The sequence below is a fragment of the Streptomyces sp. NPDC057137 genome, assembly GCF_042670825.1.
Lineage (GTDB): Bacteria > Actinomycetota > Actinomycetes > Streptomycetales > Streptomycetaceae > Streptomyces.
The window spans coordinates 11,961-35,449 of the sequence record NZ_JBHUUW010000042.1; the positions used below are offsets into that span (position 1 = coordinate 11,961).

The window sequence follows — 23,489 nt, forward strand, 5'->3', positions numbered from 1 at the left end:
TCGGCCGTCGTTCAGTCGCGGGTGCAGCGTCCCGTGGTGCCGCCGTCCGGCGTCGGGCTGCAGAGATACTGCCGGTCGTTCGCGTCGTCGCTGATGTAGCGGCCCACACAGGTGTTGTTCGAGTCGAGGCCGCGGGTGCGGCACCAGGCGACGGCGTGCGAGCCGCTGCCGAAGCCGGAGACGTAGAACATCCAGTAGCCCGCTTTCAGCGAGGCGTGGTCGTCGCTGTCCAGGTACCGGGCGTTGGTGATGCCCTTGCCGCGCAGGGCCGCCGCCTGCTTGTCGCGGGCGCCGGCGCCCGCGGACTTCTCCGTGGAGGCCAGCTGCGCGACCCAGTTGCCGGTCAGGTCGTCGCTCGACGGTTCGTCGTCGCCGGTGTCGCCGCCGCTGCCGCTGCCGCTGTTGCCGCTGTCGATATCGGTGTCGTCCGTCTTCGGGGTCGCCGAAGGTGTTGTCGCGTCAGAGCTGGGCGCCTCTGTCGAAGTCCGGGCGGAGGGGTTGCTCGTCCCGCCCTTCCCTTCGGCGGACGGCGAGCCCCCGTCGTCCCGGAGGGCGTAGACCAGCGCGGTCGCCGCCACCAGCGCCACGGCCACGGAGACAGCGGCGACGGCCATCGGCGTACGGCCGCTCCGCGCGGGGGCGGCCGGCTCCCGCCGCGTGGTGGCGGCCCCGTCGTCCGTCACCGGGCGTGCGTCGGCGGGCGGGCCCGGCGGCACGGCGGCGGTGAGGGTCGGCAGCGCCCAGTGCGGTGTGGTGCCCGACTCGACCTGGGCCAGCATCAGGTCCAGCAGGGCGGCGTCGGGCCGCGCGGCCGGGTCGCGTACCAGCAGCGCGTTCAGTACGGGAGCGAGCGGCCCGGACCGTACGGGCGGCGGCACCGGCTCGTCCAGTACGGCGGCGAGCGTCGCCAGGGTCGTCGCGCGGCGCAGCGGACTGACGCCCTCCACGCAGACGTACAGCATCACCCCCAGCGACCACAGGTCGGACACGGGGTCGTCGTCGTGGCCGCGGATGCGCTCCGGGGCGAAGTACTCGGGTGAGCCGACCAGTTCGCCGGTCGCCGTGAGTGACGTCGAGCCCTGGAGGGCCGCGATGCCGAAGTCCGTGAGCACCGCGCCGCCGTCCTCGCGCAGCATGACGTTGGCCGGCTTCACGTCGCGGTGCTGGATGCCGACCGCGTGGGCGGCCCGCAGCCCGGACAGCACCTGACGGCCGATCCTGGCCGCGTCCACGGGACGCAACGCGCCCCGCGCGAGCCGGTCCTGGAGCGTGTCGCCGGGCAGCAGTTCCATGACGATCCACGGATGCGGGTCCACGTCCACGATGTGATGGATCGTCACCACGTGCGGGTGGCTGATGCGCGCCAACGCCCGTGCCTCGCGCAGCACCCGCTCGCGCATCACGTGTGCGGTGTGGGGCGTGGCGGCCGTCAACGCGGGGTCGGGGGACCGTACTTCCTTCAGTGCCACCTCGCGGTGGAGCACGGCGTCGCGTGCCCGCCACACCGTGCCCATGCCGCCGCTGCCGAGCCGCTCCAGCAGCTCGAACCGCCCGTCGATGATCCTGTTCGCGTCGCCCCCGGTCATGCGGGTCAGCGTACGGGCCGAGGTGGGGCGGCCCGCACGCTGTTACCTCTTGGTTGCCCCGCGGTGACGCCGCGCCGTCACCCCGCGAGCGCCTTGGTGATCGCGGCGGTGTACTCCGGGACGGTCTGCGGGGCGTTCTCGCTGCCCGCCGCGGTGACGGTCTTGCCGTCCATCCGGAGCGTCGGGGTGCCCTCCACGCTGCTGTTGTCGAACGTCGCCGACATCTTCATCGCCCAGGCGTCGAACGTGCCGCTCTTGACGTTCTTCTGGAAGGCCGCGTTGCCCTTGAGCTCGTTCACCGAGTCGGCGATCTTGATCAGGGCGCTGTCGTCGGCGAACTTGTCGTCGCTCTCGGAGGGGTGGTTCGCCGCCGAGTAGAGCGCGGTCTTGTACGCCGAGAACGCCTCGGGGCTCACGTCGAGCGCGGCACCCAGCGCGGAGAGCGCGTTCTTCGAGCCCTCGCCGTTGTCCGAGTTGTCGATGAACGTGGCGCCGATGTACTTGATCTTGTACTTGCCCGCGTCGACGTCCTTCTGGATCGTGGCGCCGACCTTCTGCTCGAACGTCGCGCAGATCGGGCAGCGGGAGTCCTCGTACAGCTCCAGGGTCTTCTTCGCCTCGGGCTTGCCGATGACGACGGTCGTGCCGTTCGTGCCGGAGGTGTTCTTCGGGGCGGTGACGCTCTTCGTGTCCTTGGCCGCCTCCCAGTGCGAGGGCTTGTTCGCCTGGACGACGGCGAAGCCGACACCCCCGGCGATCGCCAGGATCGCGACGGTGGATCCGGCGACGACGAGCTGGCGGCGGGCCCGGTCCTTCTTCGCCTGCCGCTCGCGCTCCTCGCGCAGCCGCTCGCGGGCGGCTGCCTTGTTGGCGTTGCTGTTGCGTGCGCTCATGGTGGGTCACTCCGTGTGGGGTCGAACGAGACGCGCGGGCGCGGAGGGGTGTGCGCTTACGCGGGGGACCGACGGCGGCCGGAAGTGGCTGCCGGCGTGGTGCTCAGGCCGGGAGAAGGGCCGAGCGAGGTGGTCCCCGTCGTCCGACGGAGTGCGCGAACAGGCGTGCGCGGGAGGCGCGCGGGTGGGTGGCGGGGCGCGGGAAGCGCCGTACCGTACGGCGGACCGTGCCGGCCACGGCGACCGCGACCAGCAGCGGCCGGAAGGCGAAGCCGGCGATCGCCCGCACCAGGCCCGCCAGGGCGGCCTCGCCCCGGCGCAGCCAGAGCGCGGCGAGCAGACCGATCGCGACGTGCGTGGCGAGCAGCAGCCACGGGAGCGCGGGATCGGGGGAGCCGAGCAGGGTGGCCGCCGCGTTCTCGGGCGAGGCGACCGACGAGACGCCGGGCAGCGGGGAGCCGAAGCTGCCGCCGCACAGGACGTCGAAGCCGACGGAGCGCAGCGATCCGGCGACGGGTCCGCCCGCGGGGCCGTAACAGACGTTCTGGCCGGTGGTGAAGATGGTGTCCGCGGCCAGCTCCAGCGGGACGAGCAGGGCCGCGATGCGCCAGAAGCCCCGCTCGCGGCCCGCGAGGGCGTACGAGACGGGGAACACGACGGCGCACAGGACGGCGACGACGGACAGCGGGAGCGGGGCCTGCGACAGCAGCACGTGCGAACCGGCGGACAGCGTCACGGCCAGTGCCGTGAACAATGCCGCCCGCAGCGCTCTGAGCCGTGCCGCCGATATGTCCATCGTCGCCGAGTGTGCCACGAGAGCCTGTAAGGGGTCCTTAAGGTCCCCGGGGCACGGGTCCGATCAGGCCGGAGCGGGGCCGCTGGTCCGGCTCAGCTGCCGCCGAGCTGTCCGTTGCGGAAGAGGTCCACGAAGATCTGGTGGTCCGCGCGGGCCCGCGCTCCGTAGCCGTGGGCGAACTCCACCAGCAGCTCGGAGAAGCCCTCCTCGTCGGCGGCGATCGCCGCGTCGATGGCCCGCTCCGTGGAGAAGGGCACCAGCGAGTGGCCGCTCTCGTCGTCCGCCGCTCCGTGCATCGTGGCCGTCGCCCGGCCGAGGTCGGCGACGACGACGGCGATCTCGGCGGGGTCGTCCAGGTCCGACCAGTCCAGATCGACCGCGTACGGGGAGACCTCGGCGACCAGCTGGCCCGCGCCGTCCAGCTCGGTCCAGCCGAGCCACGGGTCGGCGTGCGCCTGGAGCGCGCGCTGCGAGATCACCGTGCGGTGGCCCTCGTGCTGGAAGTAGCCGCGCACCTGCTCGTCGGTGATGTGCCGGGAGACGGCGGGGGTCTGCGCCTGCTTGAGGTAGATCACGACGTCGTTCTCCAGGGCGTCGCTGTTGCCCTCCAGAAGGATGTTGTACGAGGGCAGGCCCGCCGAACCGATACCGATGCCGCGCCGCCCCACCACGTCCTTCACCCGGTACGAGTCGGGGCGGGTCAGGCTGGACTCCGGCAGGGTCTCCAGATAGCCGTCGAAGGCCGCCAGGACCTTGTAGCGGGTGGCGGCGTCCAGCTCGATGGAGCCGCCGCCCGGCGCGAAGCGGCGCTCGAAGTCACGGATCTCGGTCATCGAGTCGAGCAGCGCGAAGCGGGTCAGCGAACGGGCGTCCCGCAGGGCGTCCAGCAGCGGGCCGGTCGCCGTGTCCAGCGTGAAGGGCGGCACCTCGTCGTTCTTCGCGCCCGTGGCCAGCGCGTGGATCCGCTCGCGGTAGGCGGCGGCGTAGATCCGGACCAGCTCGCTGATCTGGTCGTCGCTGAGGGCCTTCGTGTAGCCGATCAGCGCCAGGGAGGCGGCCAGCCGCTTGAGGTCCCAGGTGAACGGTCCTACATAGGCCTCGTCGAAGTCGTTGACGTTGAAGATCAGCCGGCCGTTCGCGTCCATGTACGTGCCGAAGTTCTCGGCGTGCAGATCGCCGTGGATCCAGACCCGGCCGGTGCGCTCGTCCACGTAAGGACCGGCGTGCTGCTCCCGCGCCAGGTCGTTGTAGAACAGGCACGCCGTGCCTCGGTAGAAGGCGAAGGCGGAGGCGGCCATCTTGCGGAACTTGACCTGGAAGGCCGCCGGATCCGCGGCGAGCAGGGCACCGAAGGCGGTGCCGAACACGTCGAGGATCTCCTCCCCTCGCTGCTGGTCAACGGCTTCGACCGGGCGCGGGACCGACATCGGTGGTGCCTCCTGGAACATGACGAACTGGGCGGATGAACTGACACGCCACCCGCCTCGGGCGACGGCGCCGTCAGTGACTTGCAACGCACGAAGGTACCGGTGCGTGCCCGTCCGGCGCTCGCCGACCGGGAGGTTCGTGGCCCCGGTTCGATGTCGCCCCGGGACGGACGTGGACGTCGCTCGGATTGTCAGTGGGCGGTCGTAGACTTCGACGCTGTCCCCCCCAGGGCAGCCCTCGCTCGTCCGCTCGTTTCGCTGGAGGCCTCAGCCGTGACCAAGCCGCCGTTCACGCATCTGCATGTCCACACTCAGTACTCGCTGCTGGACGGTGCGGCGCGGTTGGGGGACATGTTCAAGGCGTGCAATGAGATGGGGATGTCTCATATCGCGATGACGGACCATGGGAATCTTCATGGTGCGTACGACTTCTTCCATCAGGCGAAGAAGGCGGATGTGACGCCGATCATCGGTATCGAGGCGTATGTGGCTCCTGAGTCGCGGCGGAACAAGCGGAAGGTGCAGTGGGGGCAGCCGCATCAGAAGCGTGACGATGTTTCCGGTTCGGGTGGTTACACCCACAAGACCATCTGGGCGGCCGACAAGACGGGGTTGCACAATCTGTTCCGGTTGTCGTCGGACGCGTATGCGGAGGGGTGGCTGACGAAGTGGCCGCGGATGGACCGGGAGACGATCGCGAAGTGGTCGGAGGGTCTGATCGCGTCGACGGGGTGTCCGTCGGGTGAGTTGCAGACGCGGCTCAGGCTCGGGCAGTTCGACGAGGCGGTGCAGGCGGCTTCGGATTACCAGGACATCTTCGGCAAGGACCGGTATTTCCTGGAGTTGATGGATCACGGCATCGAGATCGAGCGCCGGGTGCGGGACGGTTTGCTGGAGGTGGGGAAGAAGCTGGGGATTCCGCCGCTGGTGACGAACGACTCGCATTACACGTATGCGAACGAGGCGACGGCGCATGATGCGTTGCTGTGTATTCAGACGGGTAAGAATCTGTCGGATCCGGACCGGTTCCGGTTCGACGGGACGGGTTATTACCTGAAGTCGACGGATGAGATGTATGCGGTCGATTCGTCGGACGCGTGGCAGGAGGGGTGTGCGAACACGCTTCTGGTGGCGCAGCAGATCGACACGGAGGGCTGGTTCCAGGAGCGGAACCTGATGCCGAAGTTCGACATCCCCGACGGCTTCACCGAGGTCACCTGGTTCCGCGAGGAGACCATGCGGGGGATGGCCAGGCGCTTCCCGGGCGGCATCCCGGAGGACCGCCAGAAGCAGGTCGAGTACGAGATGGGCATCATCATCGAGATGGGGTTCCCGGGGTACTTCCTGGTCGTCGCGGACTTCATCATGTGGGCCAAGAACAACGGCATCGCGGTCGGCCCCGGCCGAGGCTCCGCGGCCGGCTCGATCGTCTCGTACGCGATGGGCATCACCGACCTCGACCCGATCGAACACGGCCTGATCTTCGAGCGGTTCCTCAATCCCGAGCGCATCTCCATGCCGGATGTCGACATCGACTTCGACGAGCGTCGGCGCGGTGAGGTCATCCGGTACGTGACCGAGAAGTACGGCGCCGACAAGGTCGCCATGATCGGGACGTACGGCAAGATCAAGGCGAAGAACGCCATCAAGGACTCGGCGCGTGTGCTGGGTTACCCGTACGCGATGGGTGACCGGCTCACGAAGGCGATGCCGGCGGACGTTCTCGGCAAGGGCATCGACCTCAACGGCATCACCGACCCCAAGCACCCGCGCTACAGCGAGGCGGGCGAGATCCGGGGGATGTACGAGAACGAGCCGGACGTCAAGAAGGTGATCGACACCGCGAAGGGTGTCGAGGGTCTGGTGCGGCAGATGGGTGTGCACGCGGCGGGCGTGATCATGTCCAGCGAGACGATCACCGACCATGTGCCGGTCTGGGTCAGGCACAGCGACGGTGTCACGATCACGCAGTGGGACTATCCGCAGTGCGAGTCGCTCGGCCTGCTGAAGATGGACTTCCTGGGTCTGCGAAATCTGACCATCATGGACGACGCCGTCAAGATGGTGAAGGCCAACAAGGACATCGATCTCGACCTGCTGTCACTGCCGTTGGACGACCCCAAGACGTACGAACTGCTGTGCCGGGGTGACACGCTCGGTGTCTTCCAGTTCGACGGCGGCCCGATGCGCTCGCTGCTGCGGCTGATGAAGCCCGACAACTTCGAGGACATTTCCGCCGTCTCGGCCCTGTACCGACCGGGCCCGATGGGCATGAACTCGCACACGAACTACGCGCTGCGCAAGAACGGGCAGCAGGAGATCACCCCGATCCACCCGGAGTTGGAGGAGCCTCTCAAGGAGGTCCTCGGCCTGACCCACGGCCTGATCGTGTATCAGGAGCAGGTGCAGAAGGCCGCGCAGATCATCGCCGGTTACTCACTCGGCGAGGCGGACATCCTCCGCCGAGTGATGGGCAAGAAGAAGGCCGACGAACTGGCGAAGAATTTCGTTCTGTTCCAGGCCGGTGCCAAGAAGAACAACTTCTCGGACGAGGCCATCAAGGCGCTCTGGGACGTGCTGGTCCCGTTCGCGGGATACGCGTTCAACAAGGCGCACTCCTCCGCGTACGGGCTCGTCACCTACTGGACCGCGTATCTCAAGGCGAATTACCCCGCCGAATACATGGCAGCGCTGCTGACCTCGGTGAAGGACGACAAGGACAAGTCGGCGGTCTATCTCAACGAGTGCCGCCGGATGGGCATCAAGGTGCTGCCGCCGAATGTGAACGAGTCGGTCGCGAACTTCGCCGCGCAGGGCGACGACGTGATTCTCTTCGGACTGACGGCGGTCCGGAACGTCGGCACGAACGTGGTCGATTCGATCATCCGCTCGCGCAAGGCGAAGGGGAAGTACGCCACGTTCCCCGACTTCCTCGACAAGGTCGAGGCGGTCGTCTGCAACAAGCGCACCGTCGAATCCCTCATCAAGGCGGGCGCCTTCGACGAGATGGGCCACACCCGCAAGGGGCTGGTCGCGCACCACGAGCCGATGATCGACAACGTCGTACAGGTCAAGCGCAAGGAGGCGGAGGGGCAGTTCGACCTCTTCGGCGGCATGGGCGACAGCGACGACGACTCCTCCGAGCCGGGCTTCGGCCTGGACGTCGAATTCTCCGACATCGAGTGGGACAAGTCGTATCTGCTCGCGCAGGAGCGGGAGATGCTCGGCCTGTACGTCTCCGACCACCCGCTCTTCGGTATCGAGCATGTGCTGTCCGACAAGTCCGACGCGGCGATCTCGCAGCTCACCGGCGGCGAGCACTCCGACGGCGCGGTGGTCACGATCGGCGGCATCATCTCCGGCCTCCAGCGGAAGATGACCAAGCAGGGCAACGCGTGGGCGATCGCCACCGTCGAGGACCTGGCGGGCTCGATCGAGTGCATGTTCTTCCCCGCGACGTATCAGCTCGTCTCCACCCAACTGGTCGAGGACACCGTCGTCTTCGTCAAGGGCCGCCTCGACAAGCGCGAGGACATCCCGCGCCTCGTCGCGATGGAGCTCCAGGTCCCCGACCTGTCGTCCGCCGGAACCAACGCGCCGGTCACCATCACCATCCCCACCGTGAAGCTCACCCCGCCCATGGTCAGCAGGCTCGGCGAGATCCTCAGCCACCACCGGGGCAACTCCGAGGTGCGGATCAAACTTCAGGGCGCGCGCAAGACCACCGTCCTGCGGCTCGACCGGCACCGGGTGCAGCCCGACCCGGCGCTGTTCGGCGACTTGAAGGTGCTGCTCGGACCGGCCTGCCTGGCGGGATAGCCGCCGGCGTACGCATCGCAGGCGTACCTGTCGAAGGCGTACGCGCCGCAGGCGTACACATACGCAGAGGGGCACGCCCGGGAATCCGGGCGTGCCCCTCTCGTCATGTGCGGCCGGCCGCGTCAGTTGTGGCCGAAACGCTTCTCACGGCCCTTGTGGGGGACGTCGGACGGCGTGACGCGCTCCTGTATCTGCTCGGCCCTGGCCTCCGTCGAGGAGGACGAGGACTGCTCGTTGCCACGCTCGGCGGCCGAACGGTCCTGGTGCTTGCCGCGGTCACGATTCTTGTTCTTGGCCATGGTGCTGCCTCCTGAAGGATGTTGGGGCCAGGGCCGCGACCAGATTCACATATGCCGTGAACCACCGCATTTTGGATCATTGCTGAGCGTAACGGGCGGAAGTTCCGGTGCCCGTAGGGGTAGCCGAAAGGGATACGCCACGCCGATGATCCAGTTCCGGCCGTTAAGCCAGTTGCGGTCGGGCAGACTCGAAGGAAACCCGTAGTAACTTCCGATCCCGACGTTCCCGAAAGAGGGTGGAACACGTGGACCGCTGCGTCGTCCTGGTGGACGCCGGTTACCTGCTGGGCGCCGCCGCGAGCCTCCTCGCCGGAGAACCGGCCCGCTCCCGCATCACCGTCGACCACGCCGCCCTCATCCAGGGTCTGCGCGAGCGCGCCGAGGCCGATACGGAGCAGCCGCTGCTCCGTATCTACTGGTTCGACGGCGCCCCCGACCGCGTACCGCAGCCCGAACACCGGCGACTGCGCGTCATGTCACGTGTCACCGTCCGGCTGGGCGCCCTGACCCGCAGCGACGGCCGCTGGGCGCAGAAGGGCGTCGACGCGGCGATGCACGCCGAGCTGACGGAGTTGGCCAGAAATCGCGCCTGCTCGGACGTGGTCCTGGTGACCGGCGACGGTGATCTGCTGCCCGGCCTGATGTCCGCCAAGGAACACGGTGTCGCCGTGCACCTCTGGGCGGTACAGGCGGCGGACGGCGACTACAACCAGTCCGAGGACCTGGTGGCCGAGGCGGACGAACGCCGGGTGCTCGACCGGGCCTGGATCACCAAGGCCGTACGCGCCAAGGACTTCGGCGGCATCTGCGCCCCGCCGCCGGTGCCCCGCCCCGAGATCGCCGCCATCCTCTCCGCGCCGCTGCCCGAGTCGGCGCTCGCCGCGTCCGCCGAACGGGCGGCCGAGGCGCGGGCCACGTCCCCGCGCAACGGCACGGCGCCGCCCCCGACGGAGCACGCGCCGGGCCACGCGCCGGGGCACGACCCCGAGACCGCGCATCCGGCGCCCCCGGGCGGCAAGGGCGTCCCCACCCCCAAGGACCTGGCCGCGCTGCGTACGCCCGGACCGCATCCCGCGCCGCCCCCGCCGGCCAACGCGACGCTGCGCTGGTCGTCCGACCGCGGCTGGGTCGAGCGCCCGGGGGCCGGAGGCCAGCTCGGGGAGTCGCCCGAGACCGCGTCGCTGCCCACGCTCGCGCAGCTCACCAGCGCCGAGCAGCGCTGGGCCGACCGCGAGGAGGACATCACGACGGTCGGCGGCGACCCGTTCGAGGTGGGACAGGTGTTCGCCCGCCGGTGGATGGAGCGGCTGCCGGAGGCCGGCCATGTGCAGAAGCTGTCCACGATGTACCCGCGGATCCCGCACCGTATCGACGGCGAAGTACTGAGATACGCGGCGCGCTTCGGGCTGCTGGCGCACAAGGACGACCAGATCGACGAGCACGACCGGTATGCGATCAGGGCCGGTTTCTGGCGCGAGATCGACGTACGGGCGGCGGCGGAGCACCCGCCCACGAAGACGGAGCAGCCGCCCACGAAGACCGACGGAGCGGCGGAGTAGCGCCTGTCCGCGGGCACCTGAGGGACAGGCCCCAAGGGCCACCGGGCGCCCCCGGACGTCTTCGGGGCGGCCGGACCCCGTAGGCTCGACCCTTGTGAGTACGGTGTGCGCGGTACGGGAGCTGGTCAAGACGTACCCCGCCGCGCGCGGCAGACGTGGGGCCCCGGCGACACCCGAGGTGCGCGCCACCGACGGCATCTCGCTGGACGTGCGGCGCGGTGAGATCTTCGGACTGCTCGGCCCCAACGGTGCGGGTAAGTCCACCCTCGTACGCCAGCTCACCGGACTCATGCGGCCCGACTCCGGCAGCGTCGACGTCCTCGGACACGATCTGGTCCGCCACCCCGAACGCGCCTCCCGCCTCATCGGCTATCTCGGCCAGGAGTCCACCGCACTCGACGAGTTGACCGTCGGGCTCGCCGCCGAGACCACGGGACGGCTGCGCGGGCTCAGCCTGAGTGAGGCGCGTGCCGAACGCGACGCCGTGCTCGCCGAACTCGGGCTCACCGAACTCGCCGGCCGCCCCCTGAAGAAGCTCTCCGGCGGCCAGCGGCGGATGGCCTGCTTCGCCGCCACGCTGGTGGGGGAGCGGCCCGTGCTCGTCCTGGACGAGCCCACCACCGGCATGGACCCGGTCGCCAGGCGCGCCGTCTGGGCGGCGGTCGACCGCCGCCGGTCCGAGCGCGGCGCGACCGTACTGCTCGTCACCCACAACGTCATCGAGGCCGAGACGGTCCTCGACCGGGTCGCCGTGCTCGACCGGGGCAAGGTCATCGCCTGCGACACCCCGTCCGGACTCAAGGAGCAGGTCGCAGGCGAGGTACGGCTCGAACTCGTCTGGCGCGAGCGCGCCCCGCTCGACGTTCCCGAGGTCGCCGCGCTGCGCGGATCCGCGCAGGAGTCGGGCCGCCGCTGGGTGCTGCGGCTCGCCCCCGACGAGGCGCGCGCGGCCGTCGCGGCGGTGACCGGCGGCGCCGCCTTCGCGGCGCTGGACGACTTCACGCTGGCGACGCCGAGCCTGGAGGACGTGTATCTGGCGCTCGGCGGCCAGGTGCCGGGGCTGGTGAAGGCGTGAGGGACGGCTACGGCGTGAGCGGCGGCGTGCGGGCCGAGGGCTTTGGATTTACGGCTCCGAGGCCCGGCCCGGTCGCCACCGGGGGCCGCGCCGCCGTCCTCGCGCGGGCGGTGGCTCCGTCGCGCCCGGCCCCCGCCGCCGGGGCCGTTGTGCCGGCTCGCGCCGCCGCCACCCGCACGAGGCCCGCCCGTACGGGGCGTTCGGCCCCTTCCGGCCGTATGACACGCTGGTCCCTGTCGGCGCCGTACCCGACGTGCCGTGCCCGCACCCGTCCGTCCGCACCGAACAGGAGCAGCGCCAGGTGAGCATCGTGCCCGCGGAGGCCGTCGCCGGGAAGAGCCGGACAGCCCCGGACACCCGTGCCGCAACCGACGGAGCCGACGGGGCGCCGGCGCCACTGGCTCCCCGCGCGCGGCTGCTGCCCTCGATGGCCGCCGTGTACCGCGCGCAGCTCTCGCGGGCCCGCGTCGCCCGTATCCCGCTTCTCTTCGTCGCGACCTTCCAGTCCGTCGGGATCATGATCCTGATGCGAGGTGTCGTCGACGGCGGCGCCGAGGCGCGCGCCGTGGTGGCCGGGTCGAGCGTGCTCGTCGTGGCCTTCGTGGCGCTCAATCTGCTCGCCCAGTACTTCGGGCAGCTGCGGGCGACCGGCGGCCTCGACCACTACGCGACGCTGCCCGTGCCGCCCGCCGCCGTGGTGCTGGGCGCGGCCGGCGCGTATGCCTCGTTCACCGTGCCGGGCACCGCCGTGACGGCCGTGACGGGCAGTCTGCTCTTCGATCTGCCGCTCACCCATCTCTGGGTGCTGGTCGCCGTCATCCCGCTCTCCGGCGCCGCGCTCGCCGGTCTCGGCGCGGCGCTGGGCCTCCTCGCGCCCCGCCAGGAGCTGGCCACACTGCTCGGGCAGCTCGGTATGTCCGCCGCGCTGCTGCTCGGTGTGCTGCCCGCCGACCGGCTGCCGGGGCCGATCACGTACGCCCGCGATCTGCTGCCGTCCACGTACGGCGTGGAGGCCCTGGCCCGCAGCTTCGACCGGCATCCCGACTGGCCCACCGTCGCGCTCGATCTGGCGGTCTGCGCGGCCGTCGGCGTCGTGTCGCTGGCCGTGGCGACCTGGGCGTACAGGCGTGCGGCGGTCCGATGAGGCACGGCCGGGCCATGCCTGGCACGATGGCGGGGTGACAGCACCCCTGACGCCGCCCCACCAGCCCCCGAACGACGATCCCTGGCAGAAGCCGCAGGGCGCGGGCGCCCACGCCTATGTCGCCGAGGCGGCGGACGAGCCGGACACGAGGACCGAGCTGAAGCAGGCCGCCGTCGTGACGCTCGCCGTGGCTGTCTCGGGTGTCCTGTTCGGATTTCTCTGGCTCTGGCTGTCGCCCCGGGTGCCGCTGATCGCCGGTGACTCGGCCGTCTTCCTGAAGGACACGGAGGGCGAGGAGGCGATCGGCGCGGACGGCACGTTCGTGCTGCTGGCCCTGGGATTCGGCGTGGTCAGTGCCGCCCTGGTCTTCTGGTTCCGCCGGCGCGGCGGCATCCCGCTGGTCGTGGGACTGGCGCTGGGCGGGCTGCTCGCGTCGGGACTGGCCTGGCTGATCGGCTGGGGGCTGGGCCCGGACGACGTGGTGACGCAGGCGCGCGCGGCGGGGCAGGGCGCGACGTTCGACGCCCCGCTGGAGCTGAACGCGCGCGGCGCGCTGCTCGCCTGGCCGGTGGCGGCGATGGTCGTACACCTGGCGCTGACGGCCCTGTTCGGGCCGCGCGACCCGGATCCGGAGTGGGTGCCGTTCGGGGCGCCGTACCTCCCCGGAGGCCCCGAGGACGAGCCGGGCGCGGGGCGCTAGAGCGAACTCGTCGCGCGGGCCGTCAGGCCCTGGCGATCGGCGCCAGCGTCGCCGACGTCAGGGAGGTCAGGTCCGACGGGGACAGCTCCACCTCCAGGCCGCGGCGGCCCGCCGAGACGCAGACCGTCGGGTGGTCCTCCGCCGAGGAGTCGACCACCGTACGGAGCCGCTTGCGCTGGCCCAGCGGCGAGATGCCGCCGCGTACATAGCCCGTGGTGCGCTCCGCCGCCGAGGGGTCCGCCATCGTCGCCCGCTTGCCGCCCACGGCGGCGGCCAGTGCCTTCAGGTCCAGCGAGCCGGAGACCGGGACCACCGCGACGGTCAGTTCGCCGTCGACGTCGGCGACCAGCGTCTTGAACACCCGGTCCGCCGACACCCCCAGCGCCTCCGCGGCCTCCTCGCCGTACGAGGGCGCCGCCGGGTCGTGCTCGTACGCGTGCAGGGTGAACTCGGCCTTCGCCGCCGTCAGCGCGACCGTCGCCGGGGTGCCGCCCGCGGCCTTCTTCGCCTGCTTCTTCGCCAAGGGGCTTGTTCCTCGCGTGGGTCGAACAGCCGGAAAAAGGGGGTCAGTTGGGGCTGGTCGGGCCCCGGGTGAGGTCCACGGCCGGCAGCGACGGCAGATGCCGGATCACCGCCGTCTCGGCCCGCAGGAGCTTCAGCTCCTCCCGCAGCCGCGTCACGGTGTCCGGCGCCTGGAGCAGCCGCTGCTTCGCCGGGGTGTCCAGGACGGCCGCCGCGGCCACCAGATACGAGACCACGGACGGTTCGTCGGGCAGTTCGTTGCCGGTCGACAGCGACCGTTCACGCGCGCCGGCCAGCCGTTTCTGGTAGCTGCGGAACGCCCGCAGCACGCCTTCGGCGAGCGCTCCCGCGCCCTCGCCCGAGTCCTCCGCGATGTCCTCGACCTCGGCGCTCAGATAGGGCCCGCCGGTGTCGACGGAGAGGAGCCGGACCCGGCTGGTGCCGGTGGCCAGGACCTCGAAACTGCCGTCCGGGCGTTCGCGGATGGTGGTCGCGTCGGCGACGCAGCCCACCTGGTGGAAGGAGTTCAGCGGCTCGGCGCCGAAGCCGGCCGCGGGCCCGCGTTCCGGTACGGAGGTGGGGTCGGGCAGGCCGGAGGCCGTCGGCGCGACCTCGTGCCCATCGCGGATGGCGACCACGACGAAGCGTCGCGGTTCGGACTCGTCGGTCTTGAGCAGCTCGCGCATCATGGCGCGATACCGCTCCTCGAAGATGTTCAGGGGCATGACGAGGCCCGGGAACAACACCGCGTTCAGCGGGAAGAGAGGGAGATGTGCGGTGGTCACAACGCTCAAGCGTAATGGCCCCGGGGACGCCCTCTGTCTGTCCGGTTCCACAAGGGCATCCCGGAGGCCACCTGGAGGCGTACGCCGTCGCGTGTCTCCAGGAACTGGCCCAGCGGATCGTCGGTCAGCGACGTCCACGGAAACGACGTCGCGTACGGGCCGATCAGCCGGAACTGCTCCAGCGCCTCGTCCCACCGATGCCGTCCGACCAGCACGTACGCCAGCAGATTGCGTACCTCCGCCGGCCAGGGGTCGCCCACCGCGTACAGGGAGGAGAGCAGGATCGCCTCGTCGCAGGCCGCGTCGATCCGGTCCGTCGTCACGGAGGTGAGATCGCCGCTCACCAGCCGACTGAAGGCGGCCCGCATCGGAAGCGCCTTCACGAGCGAGCCCGGCAGCGCGTCCTCGGCGGCCTGTTCGGCGAAGTCGAAGCACTCCTCGTGCGAGCCGTGCCACCGGGCGGAGAGGTACTGCAGCGCCGCGACATGGCACCCGTAGTGGTGCGAGGAGCGGCGCACCGCCTCGCCCCACAGCGACTCGAAGGCATCGTGGCCCGCGTGCGTGCCGCGCGCGTGGTCCAGGGCGATCCGCCACGGCACCGGGTCGCGCGGGTCGCCCTCGGCCGCCGAGCCGATCAGCGGGCTCAGCTCGCGCAGCAGCTCGGCGCGGGCCGGGGACTCCCAGGCCCTGCGCACGCCCAGCTCGGCCTTGACGACCAGCGCGTCCGGGTCGTTCGAAGAGGCGGCGAGCCAGTGGCCCAGCCATTCGTCACGGTTGTGGGCGAAGGCGGCGAGCCGCATCACATAGCGGTCGCGGTTCTCCCACTCGGCTGATTCGCGCGTGGTCGCCAGCAGCTTCGCCGCCTGCTCGTACTCGCCGAGTGCGGCCGAGACGAGCGCCGGGGCGAGCCGGTGGTCGGGGGCGTCGAGCAGTACCGCATCGTCCGGCGGAAGCCCGTCGGCGAGCCGCGGGGTGTGCCGGAGCATGCGCGCGGTACTGATCAGTGCGCGAATCAATGACATGGTGCGGACCATTGAAAACCGCAGGTCGCAGGGGCGCCAGAGGGCATATGTGAAGTTTTGGTGGTGGGTGAAAGGTTGTCTTCCGGGGGGTCAAGGGACGGCAAAGAAAGAGGCCGGACGCTGGGTCAGCCGCGGCGCAGGAGACGTGAGGCACCCGCTGCGACAGTTGTGGCGAGGATCCAGCCGAGCAGGACCATCGCCGCCGACAGCCACTGCCAGCCGCCCTCCGTCCGCCAGTGCCCGTCCTGGCCGAGATTGATCACCGGCACCAGCAGATCCAGCACATACAGGGCCGGATTCCACGCCGGGTGCTCCTCGCCCTTCAACGGCTCCGGCGCGTTCCGCGCGAAGGCGAACGTGCCCGCCGCCCACAGCATCGCCATCCACAGCGCGGCCCGGCCCGGCCGGTAGCCGTACGCCACCGTCCAGTCCTGGATGTACCCCCAGGTCTTCGCCGCCAGCGGCAGCGTCTCGCGCCGTCTGCGCTGCTTGGCCAGCAGCACCTCGCGGGCGTCGGCGTCCTCGCCGCTGTTGCGCATCACCTGCGCCAGGCGTTCGTACGGCTCCGGCGAGTACTCCGGGGTCGCCGAGTCCAGCCACTCCAGCCGCCGGTTCAGCGGGAAATGGCCGGACGGCACCACGTTCTCGTAGGCGAAACCGCCCATCGCCAGACCGCCGGGGCCCGGCCAGCTCGTGGACAGGTCCATCAGCGTCGTGATCTTCGCGCCGTTCAGCACGACCCGGCCCTCCAGCGGGCGCTCGCACTGGAAGCGCAGCTCGGTGGCGGTGATCCGGCGCAGCGACAGCTCCTCACCGGCCGCCATCAGGAAACGCGCCTGGTGGAAGTCGATCGAGTCGCCGACCCGCCCGTCGTCCAGACGGACTCCGCCGTAGCACTCGAAGCGCCGGATCTCGGTGCCCGGCGGCAGCGTCGCGGTGTTGCCCGTGCCACCGGTGCTGCCCGTGTAGACCGTGCCGTACGGCGGTGTGGAGTTGGCGTGGCCCGTCGCGCTGCTCACCACGGCGCCCGTCATGTAGAGCGAGCGCTCCACGGTCAGCTGCGGCGCGTTGAGCGCGCGCCGCTGGCCCGCCGCGCGCAGTCGGCTGCCGCGCAGCATCAGCGAGCCCCCGACCGTCGAACCGCGCAGACTGAACTCGCCGTGCGTCTCCATCTGTTCGGCCTGGAGATCCTGCCCCACCGACATCCCGTCGGCGGCTATCGACCGGCTGTTGCTGTCGGGACGCACGGATATCTGGCTGATCAGCAGGTCCGTGCCGATGTGCGCGTCGGTCAGCCGGATACCGCGCGCGACCTGGCAGCGCGGCAGATGCAGATCGCCCTCCGTGCGCAGCCGGGCGGCCTCCAGGCGCGGGATCACGCAGCCCACCAGCCGCAGGGTGGTGAAGTGGCACTCCGGCAGCACCACTTCCCGCTCGAAGCGGCAGAAGGTCAGCTCCACATACGGCTCGACATTGCCGCCCGCGAGATCCAGCGACCCGCTGATGTACGCCCCGCGCAGCTTGAGGGCGGCGACCCGGCCCGGGCGCGCCGAGGGGCCGCTGAGCAGCAGCAGCGCGACCACCCGGGCGCGCACACTGCGGTGCTCGCCCCAGGGGCCGGCCGCGGCCGGGTCGTTGAGCAATGGACTCGGCACGCTCAGGTCGTAGGTGCTGCCGTTCCGGAAGGCCTGCCACATGCCGAGTTCTGTGGCGGAGAGCCATTCCGGAGCTTCGTCGTCCTGCGGCTCGGACACTGCCGCGCCTCGCTTCCCCGTTCGCCGTGCCTGTCGCTGTGCGTTGTCGTCGTGTGCCTGTCGTCGTGTGACGCCCGGGCAGTCGTCGCCGGGCGGGGCTGCTGTTGTGAAGTCGTACGAATGTTCTTCCCTCTGAGTGACCGAATGAACGCCGATCGTCAACATTAGTAGCCGTGAGTGACATTCAGGGCTCATATCAGCCAGTGATACGGGCGACCGGCGGCGATATCCGGTCTGCGAGAATTGACCGTGTGATCTCACGAATCGATCTGCGCGGCGACGCCCTCCCCGAGGGCGGCGCACTGCGCGGCCTGCTGCCCCGTGCCGACTTCGACGTGTCGGCCGCCCTGGAGAAGGTGCGGCCCATCTGCGAGGACGTACGCCATCGCGGCACGGCGGCGCTGATCGAGTACGCGCGGAAGTTCGACGGTGTGACGCTCGACCGGGTACGGGTCCCCGCCGAAGCCCTCACCCGGGCCCTTCAGGCCCTGGATCCCGCCCTGCGGGCCGCGCTGGAGGAGTCGGTACGGCGGGCCCGCACCGTCCACCGCGCCCAGCGACGCGCGGAACACACCACACAGGTCGTGCCCGGCGGCACGGTGACCGAGAAGTGGGTGCCGGTCGGCCGCGTCGGGCTGTACGCGCCCGGCGGACGCTCCGTGTACCCGTCCTCCGTGCTCATGAACGTGGTCCCGGCGCAGGAGGCGGGCGTCGGCTCGATCGCGCTCGCCTCACCTCCCCAGAAGGAGTTCGGCGGCCTGCCGCACCCGACGATCCTCGCCGCCTGCGCGCTGCTCGGTGTCGACGAGGTGTACGCGGTCGGCGGCGCCCAGGCCGTCGCGATGTTCGCGTACGGCACGACCGGCCCCGACGGCTGCCCGCCCGCCGACATGGTCACCGGCCCCGGCAACATCTGGGTCACCGCCGCCAAGCGCTACTTCGCGGGCCGTATCGGCATCGACACCGAGGCCGGTCCGACCGAGATCGCCGTCCTCGCCGACGCGACCGCCGACCCGGCGCACGTCGCCGCCGACCTGATCAGCCAGGCCGAGCACGACCCGCTCGCCGCCGCCGTCCTCGTCACCGACTCCGTCGAACTGGCCGACGCGGTCGAGAAGGAACTGGTGCCGCAGACCGCCGCCACCAAGCACGTCGAGGACCGCATCGCGCCCGCCCTGGCGGGCAAGCAGTCCGCGATCGTCCTGGTCGACGGAGTCGAGGAGGGCCTGCGGGTGGTCGACGCGTACGGCGCCGAGCACCTGGAGGTGCAGACCGCCGACGCCGCCGCCGTCGCCGCCCGGGTCCGCAACGCGGGCGCGATCTTCGTGGGGCCGTACGCGCCCGTCTCGCTCGGCGACTACTGCGCCGGCTCCAACCACGTTTTGCCGACCGGCGGTTGCGCCTGTCACTCCTCCGGCCTGTCCGTCCAGTCCTTCCTGCGCGGCATCCACATCGTGGACTACACGCGTGACGCGCTCGCCGACGTCGCGCACCACGTCGTGACCCTCGCCGAGGCCGAGGACCTGCCCGCGCACGGCGCCGCAGTCAAGGCGCGTTTCGGCTGGAAACTGCCCCAGGTGCGGCAGCCCGCCGGGGAGGGCGCGTGACCGGCATCGACGACCTTCCCGTACGCGACGAACTGCGCGGCAAGTCCCCCTACGGGGCGCCCCAGTTGGACGTCCCCGTGCACCTCAACACCAACGAGAACCCGTACCCGCTGCCCGAACCGCTCGTCGAGCGGATCACCGAGCGGGTCCGCGAGGCCGCGCGCGGCCTCAACCGCTACCCCGACCGGGACGCGGTGGAACTCCGCACCGAGCTGGCCGCCTATCTGCGCCGCACCGCCGGCGACCTCCCGCTGACCGCCGCCAACGTCTGGGCGGCCAACGGCTCCAACGAGGTCATCCAGCAGCTGCTCCAGACCTTCGGCGGCCCCGGCCGCACCGCGATCGGCTTCGAGCCCTCGTACTCGATGCACCACCTCATCGCGCGCGGCACCAGCACCGGCTGGGTGTCCGGCCCCCGCAACGAGGACTTCACCATCGACGTGGCCGCCGCCGAGCGGGCCATCACCGAGCACCGGCCCCACGTCGTCTTCATCACCACCCCCAACAACCCCACCGGCAGCGCCGTCGACGCCGCGACCGTCCTGCGGCTGTACGACGCGGCGCAGGCCGCCCGGCCGTCGCTGGTCGTCGTGGACGAGGCGTACGTCGAGTTCAGCCACCACCCCACGCTGCTGCCGCTGCTCGCGGGCCGGCCGAACCTCGTCGTGTCCCGCACGATGTCCAAGGCCTTCGGCGCCGCCGGACTGCGCCTCGGCTATCTCGCCGCCGACCCCGCCGTGGTCGACGCGGTGCAGCTGGTACGCCTGCCGTACCACCTGTCCGCCGTCACCCAGGCCACCGCGCTCGCCGCGCTGGAGCACACCGATACGCTGCTCGGATATGTCGAACAGCTCAAGACCGAGCGGGACCGGCTGGTCACCGAACTGCGGGCGATGGGCTTCGAGGTCACCGAGTCGGACGCCAACTTCGTCCAGTTCGGCCGCTTCGACGACGCGCACCGGGCCTGGCGGACGATCCTCGACCAGGGCGTGCTGGTACGCGACAACGGCGTCCCCGGCCGGCTGCGGGTCACGGCGGGCACCCCGTCCGAGAACGACGCGTTCCTCGACGCGGTACGTAAATTGACGAAGGAGCAGAGCGCATGAGCCGTATCGGCCGCGTGGAACGAACGACCAAGGAGACCTCGGTCGTTGTCGAGCTCGACCTCGACGGCACGGGCAAGGTGGAGGTGTCGACGGGCGTCGGCTTCTACGACCACATGCTCGACCAGCTCGGCAGGCACGGCCTGTTCGACCTGACGGTCAAGACCGAGGGCGATCTGCACATCGACTCGCACCACACCATCGAGGACACCGCCCTCGCCCTCGGCGCCGCCTTCAAGCAGGCGCTCGGCGACAAGGTCGGCATCTACCGCTTCGGCAACTGCACCGTCCCGCTGGACGAATCGCTCGCCCAGGTCACCGTGGACCTCTCCGGCCGCCCGTACCTGGTGCACACCGAACCGGAGACGATGGCGCCGATGATCGGCAGCTACGACACGACGATGACCCGGCACATCCTGGAGTCGTTCGTCGCCCAGGCACAGATCGCGCTGCACGTGCACGTCCCGTACGGGCGCAACGCGCACCACATCGTCGAGTGCCAGTTCAAGGCCCTCGCCCGCGCGCTGCGGTACGCGAGCGAACGCGACCCCCGCGCCGTCGGCATCCTCCCGTCCACGAAGGGCGCCCTCTAACCCCATGACCGGTCTCAACACCATCCTCATCGTCCTCGGCCTGTTCCTGGCCGGTGGCGTCTACTCCTTCGCGAAGCAGAAGCAGCCCACGGGCGTCATCGTCCTGCTCGGCATCTGCTCCGCCCTCTGCCTCGTCGCCGGCATCCTTCGTATCCAAGGACTCTGGGAATGACCAAGAACGTCGTCGTCCTCGACTACGGCTTCGGCAACGTCCGCTCCGCCGAACGCGCCGTCGCCCGTGCCGGGGCGGAGGTCGAGATCACCCGTGACTTCGACAAGGCCATGAACGCCGACGGCCTGATCGTGCCCGGCGTCGGCGCCTTCTCCGCCTGCATGGAAGGGCTCCGCGCGGCGCGCGGCGACTGGATCGTCGGCCGCCGGCTGGCGGGCGGACGCCCCGTACTCGGCATCTGCGTCGGTATGCAGATCCTCTTCGAGCGCGGCATCGAGCACGGCGTGGAGACCGAAGGTCTCGACGAGTGGCCGGGCACGGTGGGGCCGCTCACCGCCCCGACCGTCCCCCACATGGGCTGGAACACCGTCGAGGCACCCGCGGACAGCCTGCTCTTCGCCGGGCTCGACGCCGGCGAGCGCTACTACTTCGTGCACTCGTACGCCGTCCACGACTGGTCCCTCGAAGTCACCAACCCCAAGATCCGCGCCCCGAAGGTCACCTGGTCCCGGCACGGCGAGCCGTTCGTGGCCGCCGTGGAGAACGGTGCACTGTGGGCCACGCAGTTCCACCCCGAGAAGTCCGGCGACGCCGGAGCCCAGCTGCTGTCCAACTGGATCGGAACCTTCTGATGTCCGGCACACCCCCCTCGTCCTCCGTGACGAGCCTCGAACTCCTTCCCGCCGTCGACGTACGCGACGGCCAGGCCGTGCGGCTCGTCCACGGCGAATCGGGATCCGAGACCTCCTACGGCTCACCGCTGGAAGCCGCACTCGCCTGGCAGCGGGCGGGTGCCGAGTGGCTGCATCTCGTGGACCTCGACGCGGCGTTCGGCACCGGTGACAACAGGGACCTCGTCGCCGGCATCACCGACGCCATGGACATCAAGGTCGAGCTGTCCGGCGGCATCCGCGACGACGCCTCGCTCGCCGCCGCGCTCGCCACCGGCTGCACACGCGTCAACCTCGGTACGGCGGCCCTGGAGACCCCCGAGTGGGCGGCCAAGGCCATCGCCGAGTACGGCGACCGGATCGCGATCGGCCTCGACGTACGCGGTACGACCCTGCGCGGGCGCGGCTGGACCAGCGAGGGCGGCGACCTCTGGGAGACGCTGGCGCGCCTCGACGCGGAGGGCTGCGCGCGGTACGTCGTCACCGACATCGCCAAGGACGGCACGCTCCAGGGGCCCAATCTGGAGCTGCTGAAGAGTGTGTGCGCGGCCACCGACCGGCCGGTCGTCGCCTCCGGCGGCGTCTCCTCGCTCGCCGACCTGCGTGCCATCGCCTCGCTGGTGCCCGAGGGCGTCGAGGGCGCGATCGTCGGCAAGGCCCTGTACGCGAAGGCGTTCACCCTGGAAGAGGCGCTCGTGGAGGTGGCCCGATGAGCGACGCGCCGAAGCACACGAACGAGTCGGACGGCGTACGCCGCATCGCCTCGGACGGTCTCTGGGAGGACACCTACGGCTACTCCCGCGCCGTCCAACTGCCCACCGGCGTCGTCCTCGTCTCCGGCTGCACCTCGGTCGTCGACGGCCGGATCGCGGAGGGCGGCCCGTACGAGCAGGCCGTCACCGCCTTCGGTGTCGGCGTCAAGGCGCTGAACGACCTCGGCCTCGGCGCCGAACACGTCGTACGCACCCGGATGTACGTCACGCACGCCGGGGACGCGGACGACGTCGGCCGCGCCCACAAGGAGGTGTTCGGCGCCGTACGGCCCGCCGCCACGATGGTCGTCGTCGCCGGCCTCATCGACCCGAGCCTGGTCGTCGAGATCGAACTCGAAGCCTTCCGCGCGCCCTCCGGAGGCCCGGCATGAGCCTCGCCGTCCGAGTCATCCCCTGCCTCGACGTGGACAACGGCCGGGTCGTCAAGGGCGTCAACTTCCAGAATCTGCGCGACGCCGGTGACCCCGTCGAGATGGCCAGGCTGTACGACGCCGAGGGCGCCGACGAGCTGACCTTCCTCGACATCACCGCCTCGTCGGGGGACCGCGAGACGACGTACGACGTGGTGCGCCGCACCGCCGAGCAGGTCTTCATCCCGCTCACGGTCGGCGGCGGTGTCCGTACCCCCGAGGACGTCGACAAGCTGCTGCGGGCGGGCGCCGACAAGGTCGGCGTCAACACGGCCGCCATCGAACGCCCCGACCTCATCCGGGAGATCGCCGAGCGCTTCGGCCGCCAGGTGCTCGTCCTGTCGGTCGACGCGCGGCGTACGCCCGAGGGCACCTTCGAGGTCACCACGCACGGCGGTCGCCGGGGCACCGGCATCGACGCCGTGGAGTGGGCGCACCGCGCGGCCGAACTGGGCGCCGGGGAGATCCTGCTCAACTCGATGGACGCGGACGGCACCAAGGACGGCTACGACACGGAGATGATCGCGGCCGTGCGCCGGCACGTCACCGTTCCGGTCATCGCCTCGGGCGGCGCGGGCAGCCTCGCGCACTTCCCGCCGGCCGTCGAGGCGGGCGCGGACGCCGTACTCGCCGCTTCCGTCTTCCACTTCGGCGATCTGCGGATCTCCCAGGTGAAGAAGGCGCTGCGGGAGGCGGGTCACCCGGTGCGCTGAGCCGCCTCGTGCACAGGCCCACTGCCCCGGAACGGCTCCGTTCCGGGGCAGTTCGCCGTCAATACC

22 protein-coding genes are annotated in these 23,489 nt (G+C 70.8%); 13 read left to right on the forward strand and 9 right to left on the reverse strand.

Features of this window, described 5'->3' with window-relative positions; all coding sequences use genetic code 11:
* Nucleotides 1-11: 11 nt before the first annotated feature.
* From ACFT9I_RS27435 to ACFT9I_RS27450, 4 genes are all read right to left on the reverse strand, one after another.
* Complete coding sequence (locus tag ACFT9I_RS27435; protein WP_382568508.1) at nt 12-1,586, reverse strand: protein kinase; 1,575 nt, start codon at nt 1,584-1,586, stop codon at nt 12-14.
* 77 nt (nt 1,587-1,663) lie between these two features.
* A complete protein-coding gene (locus ACFT9I_RS27440) occupies nt 1,664-2,479 on the reverse strand; it encodes a DsbA family protein (RefSeq protein ID WP_382568510.1) in 816 nt (271 codons plus the stop codon).
* 103 nt (nt 2,480-2,582) lie between these two features.
* Nucleotides 2,583-3,275, reverse strand: a complete 693-nt coding sequence (locus ACFT9I_RS27445) for a hypothetical protein (protein WP_382568512.1) — start codon at nt 3,273-3,275, stop codon at nt 2,583-2,585.
* Between the two features lie 92 nt (nt 3,276-3,367).
* Nucleotides 3,368-4,702: a DUF2252 domain-containing protein gene (locus tag ACFT9I_RS27450; RefSeq protein ID WP_382568514.1), complete on the reverse strand. Its 1,335-nt coding sequence runs from the start codon at nt 4,700-4,702 to the stop codon at nt 3,368-3,370.
* A 273-nt stretch (nt 4,703-4,975) separates the two neighbouring features.
* Here ACFT9I_RS27450 and dnaE point away from each other — a divergent pair, with 273 nt between their 5' ends.
* On the forward strand, nt 4,976-8,521 hold the full coding sequence (gene dnaE / locus ACFT9I_RS27455; RefSeq protein ID WP_382568516.1) for a DNA polymerase III subunit alpha: 3,546 nt from the start codon (nt 4,976-4,978) through the stop codon (nt 8,519-8,521).
* Between the two features lie 122 nt (nt 8,522-8,643).
* Here the strand turns inward: dnaE and ACFT9I_RS27460 are convergent, their stop codons facing one another.
* Nucleotides 8,644-8,820, reverse strand: a complete 177-nt coding sequence (locus tag ACFT9I_RS27460) for a hypothetical protein (RefSeq protein ID WP_382568518.1) — start codon at nt 8,818-8,820, stop codon at nt 8,644-8,646.
* A 236-nt stretch (nt 8,821-9,056) separates the two neighbouring features.
* On the opposite strand from ACFT9I_RS27460, the gene ACFT9I_RS27465 reads away from it, so the two are divergent.
* From ACFT9I_RS27465 to ACFT9I_RS27480, 4 genes are all read left to right on the forward strand, one after another.
* Entirely contained in the window at nt 9,057-10,379 is a 1,323-nt protein-coding gene (locus ACFT9I_RS27465) for an NYN domain-containing protein (protein WP_382568520.1), read from the forward strand.
* A 103-nt stretch (nt 10,380-10,482) separates the two neighbouring features.
* Nucleotides 10,483-11,454: an ABC transporter ATP-binding protein gene (locus ACFT9I_RS27470; RefSeq protein ID WP_382568602.1), complete on the forward strand. Its 972-nt coding sequence runs from the start codon at nt 10,483-10,485 to the stop codon at nt 11,452-11,454.
* Between the two features lie 301 nt (nt 11,455-11,755).
* Nucleotides 11,756-12,598, forward strand: a complete 843-nt coding sequence (locus ACFT9I_RS27475) for an ABC transporter permease (protein WP_382568522.1) — start codon at nt 11,756-11,758, stop codon at nt 12,596-12,598.
* A gap of 34 nt (nt 12,599-12,632) precedes the next feature.
* Nucleotides 12,633-13,298, forward strand: coding sequence for an ABC transporter permease (locus ACFT9I_RS27480; protein WP_382568524.1), 666 nt, complete (start codon nt 12,633-12,635; stop codon nt 13,296-13,298).
* Between the two features lie 22 nt (nt 13,299-13,320).
* Here the strand turns inward: ACFT9I_RS27480 and ybaK are convergent, their stop codons facing one another.
* The 4 genes from ybaK to ACFT9I_RS27500 all read right to left on the reverse strand — a co-directional run bounded on the left by ybaK (nt 13,321) and on the right by ACFT9I_RS27500 (nt 17,381).
* Entirely contained in the window at nt 13,321-13,821 is a 501-nt protein-coding gene (gene ybaK / locus ACFT9I_RS27485) for a Cys-tRNA(Pro) deacylase (RefSeq protein ID WP_382568526.1), read from the reverse strand.
* A gap of 43 nt (nt 13,822-13,864) precedes the next feature.
* Entirely contained in the window at nt 13,865-14,605 is a 741-nt protein-coding gene (locus ACFT9I_RS27490) for an LON peptidase substrate-binding domain-containing protein (protein WP_382568528.1), read from the reverse strand.
* Between the two features lie 5 nt (nt 14,606-14,610).
* Nucleotides 14,611-15,639, reverse strand: coding sequence for a hypothetical protein (locus tag ACFT9I_RS27495; protein ID WP_382568530.1), 1,029 nt, complete (start codon nt 15,637-15,639; stop codon nt 14,611-14,613).
* 113 nt (nt 15,640-15,752) lie between these two features.
* Nucleotides 15,753-17,381: an oxidoreductase gene (locus ACFT9I_RS27500; RefSeq protein ID WP_382568532.1), complete on the reverse strand. Its 1,629-nt coding sequence runs from the start codon at nt 17,379-17,381 to the stop codon at nt 15,753-15,755.
* Between the two features lie 251 nt (nt 17,382-17,632).
* Here ACFT9I_RS27500 and hisD point away from each other — a divergent pair, with 251 nt between their 5' ends.
* From hisD to hisF, 8 genes are read left to right on the forward strand one after another with little or no spacing between them, the layout of a single operon-like run.
* Nucleotides 17,633-18,988, forward strand: a complete 1,356-nt coding sequence (hisD, locus tag ACFT9I_RS27505) for a histidinol dehydrogenase (RefSeq protein WP_382568534.1) — start codon at nt 17,633-17,635, stop codon at nt 18,986-18,988.
* The gene (locus ACFT9I_RS27510) at nt 18,985-20,094 is read left to right on the forward strand and encodes a histidinol-phosphate transaminase (RefSeq protein ID WP_382568536.1); all 1,110 of its coding nucleotides are present in this window, start codon (nt 18,985-18,987) and stop codon (nt 20,092-20,094) included. The genes hisD and ACFT9I_RS27510 overlap by 4 nt, the downstream gene beginning before the upstream one ends.
* Nucleotides 20,091-20,684 carry an imidazoleglycerol-phosphate dehydratase HisB gene (gene hisB / locus ACFT9I_RS27515; protein WP_382568538.1) on the forward strand — a complete coding sequence of 198 codons (594 nt, stop codon included), beginning with the start codon at nt 20,091-20,093 and terminating at the stop codon, nt 20,682-20,684. The genes ACFT9I_RS27510 and hisB overlap by 4 nt, the downstream gene beginning before the upstream one ends.
* 4 nt (nt 20,685-20,688) lie before the next feature.
* Nucleotides 20,689-20,856 (forward strand): hypothetical protein, encoded by a 168-nt coding sequence (locus tag ACFT9I_RS27520; protein ID WP_023542407.1) that lies wholly within the window; start codon nt 20,689-20,691, stop codon nt 20,854-20,856.
* Nucleotides 20,853-21,488, forward strand: coding sequence for an imidazole glycerol phosphate synthase subunit HisH (gene hisH / locus ACFT9I_RS27525; RefSeq protein WP_356585778.1), 636 nt, complete (start codon nt 20,853-20,855; stop codon nt 21,486-21,488). The genes ACFT9I_RS27520 and hisH overlap by 4 nt, the downstream gene beginning before the upstream one ends.
* Complete coding sequence (gene priA / locus ACFT9I_RS27530) at nt 21,488-22,240, forward strand: bifunctional 1-(5-phosphoribosyl)-5-((5-phosphoribosylamino)methylideneamino)imidazole-4-carboxamide isomerase/phosphoribosylanthranilate isomerase PriA (RefSeq protein WP_382568541.1); 753 nt, start codon at nt 21,488-21,490, stop codon at nt 22,238-22,240. Before hisH ends, priA begins: the two co-directional genes overlap by 1 nt.
* A complete protein-coding gene (locus ACFT9I_RS27535; protein WP_382568543.1) occupies nt 22,237-22,671 on the forward strand; it encodes a RidA family protein in 435 nt (144 codons plus the stop codon). The genes priA and ACFT9I_RS27535 overlap by 4 nt, the downstream gene beginning before the upstream one ends.
* Nucleotides 22,668-23,423 (forward strand): imidazole glycerol phosphate synthase subunit HisF, encoded by a 756-nt coding sequence (gene hisF, locus ACFT9I_RS27540; RefSeq protein WP_382568545.1) that lies wholly within the window; start codon nt 22,668-22,670, stop codon nt 23,421-23,423. The genes ACFT9I_RS27535 and hisF overlap by 4 nt, the downstream gene beginning before the upstream one ends.
* Nucleotides 23,424-23,489: the final 66 nt, after the last annotated feature.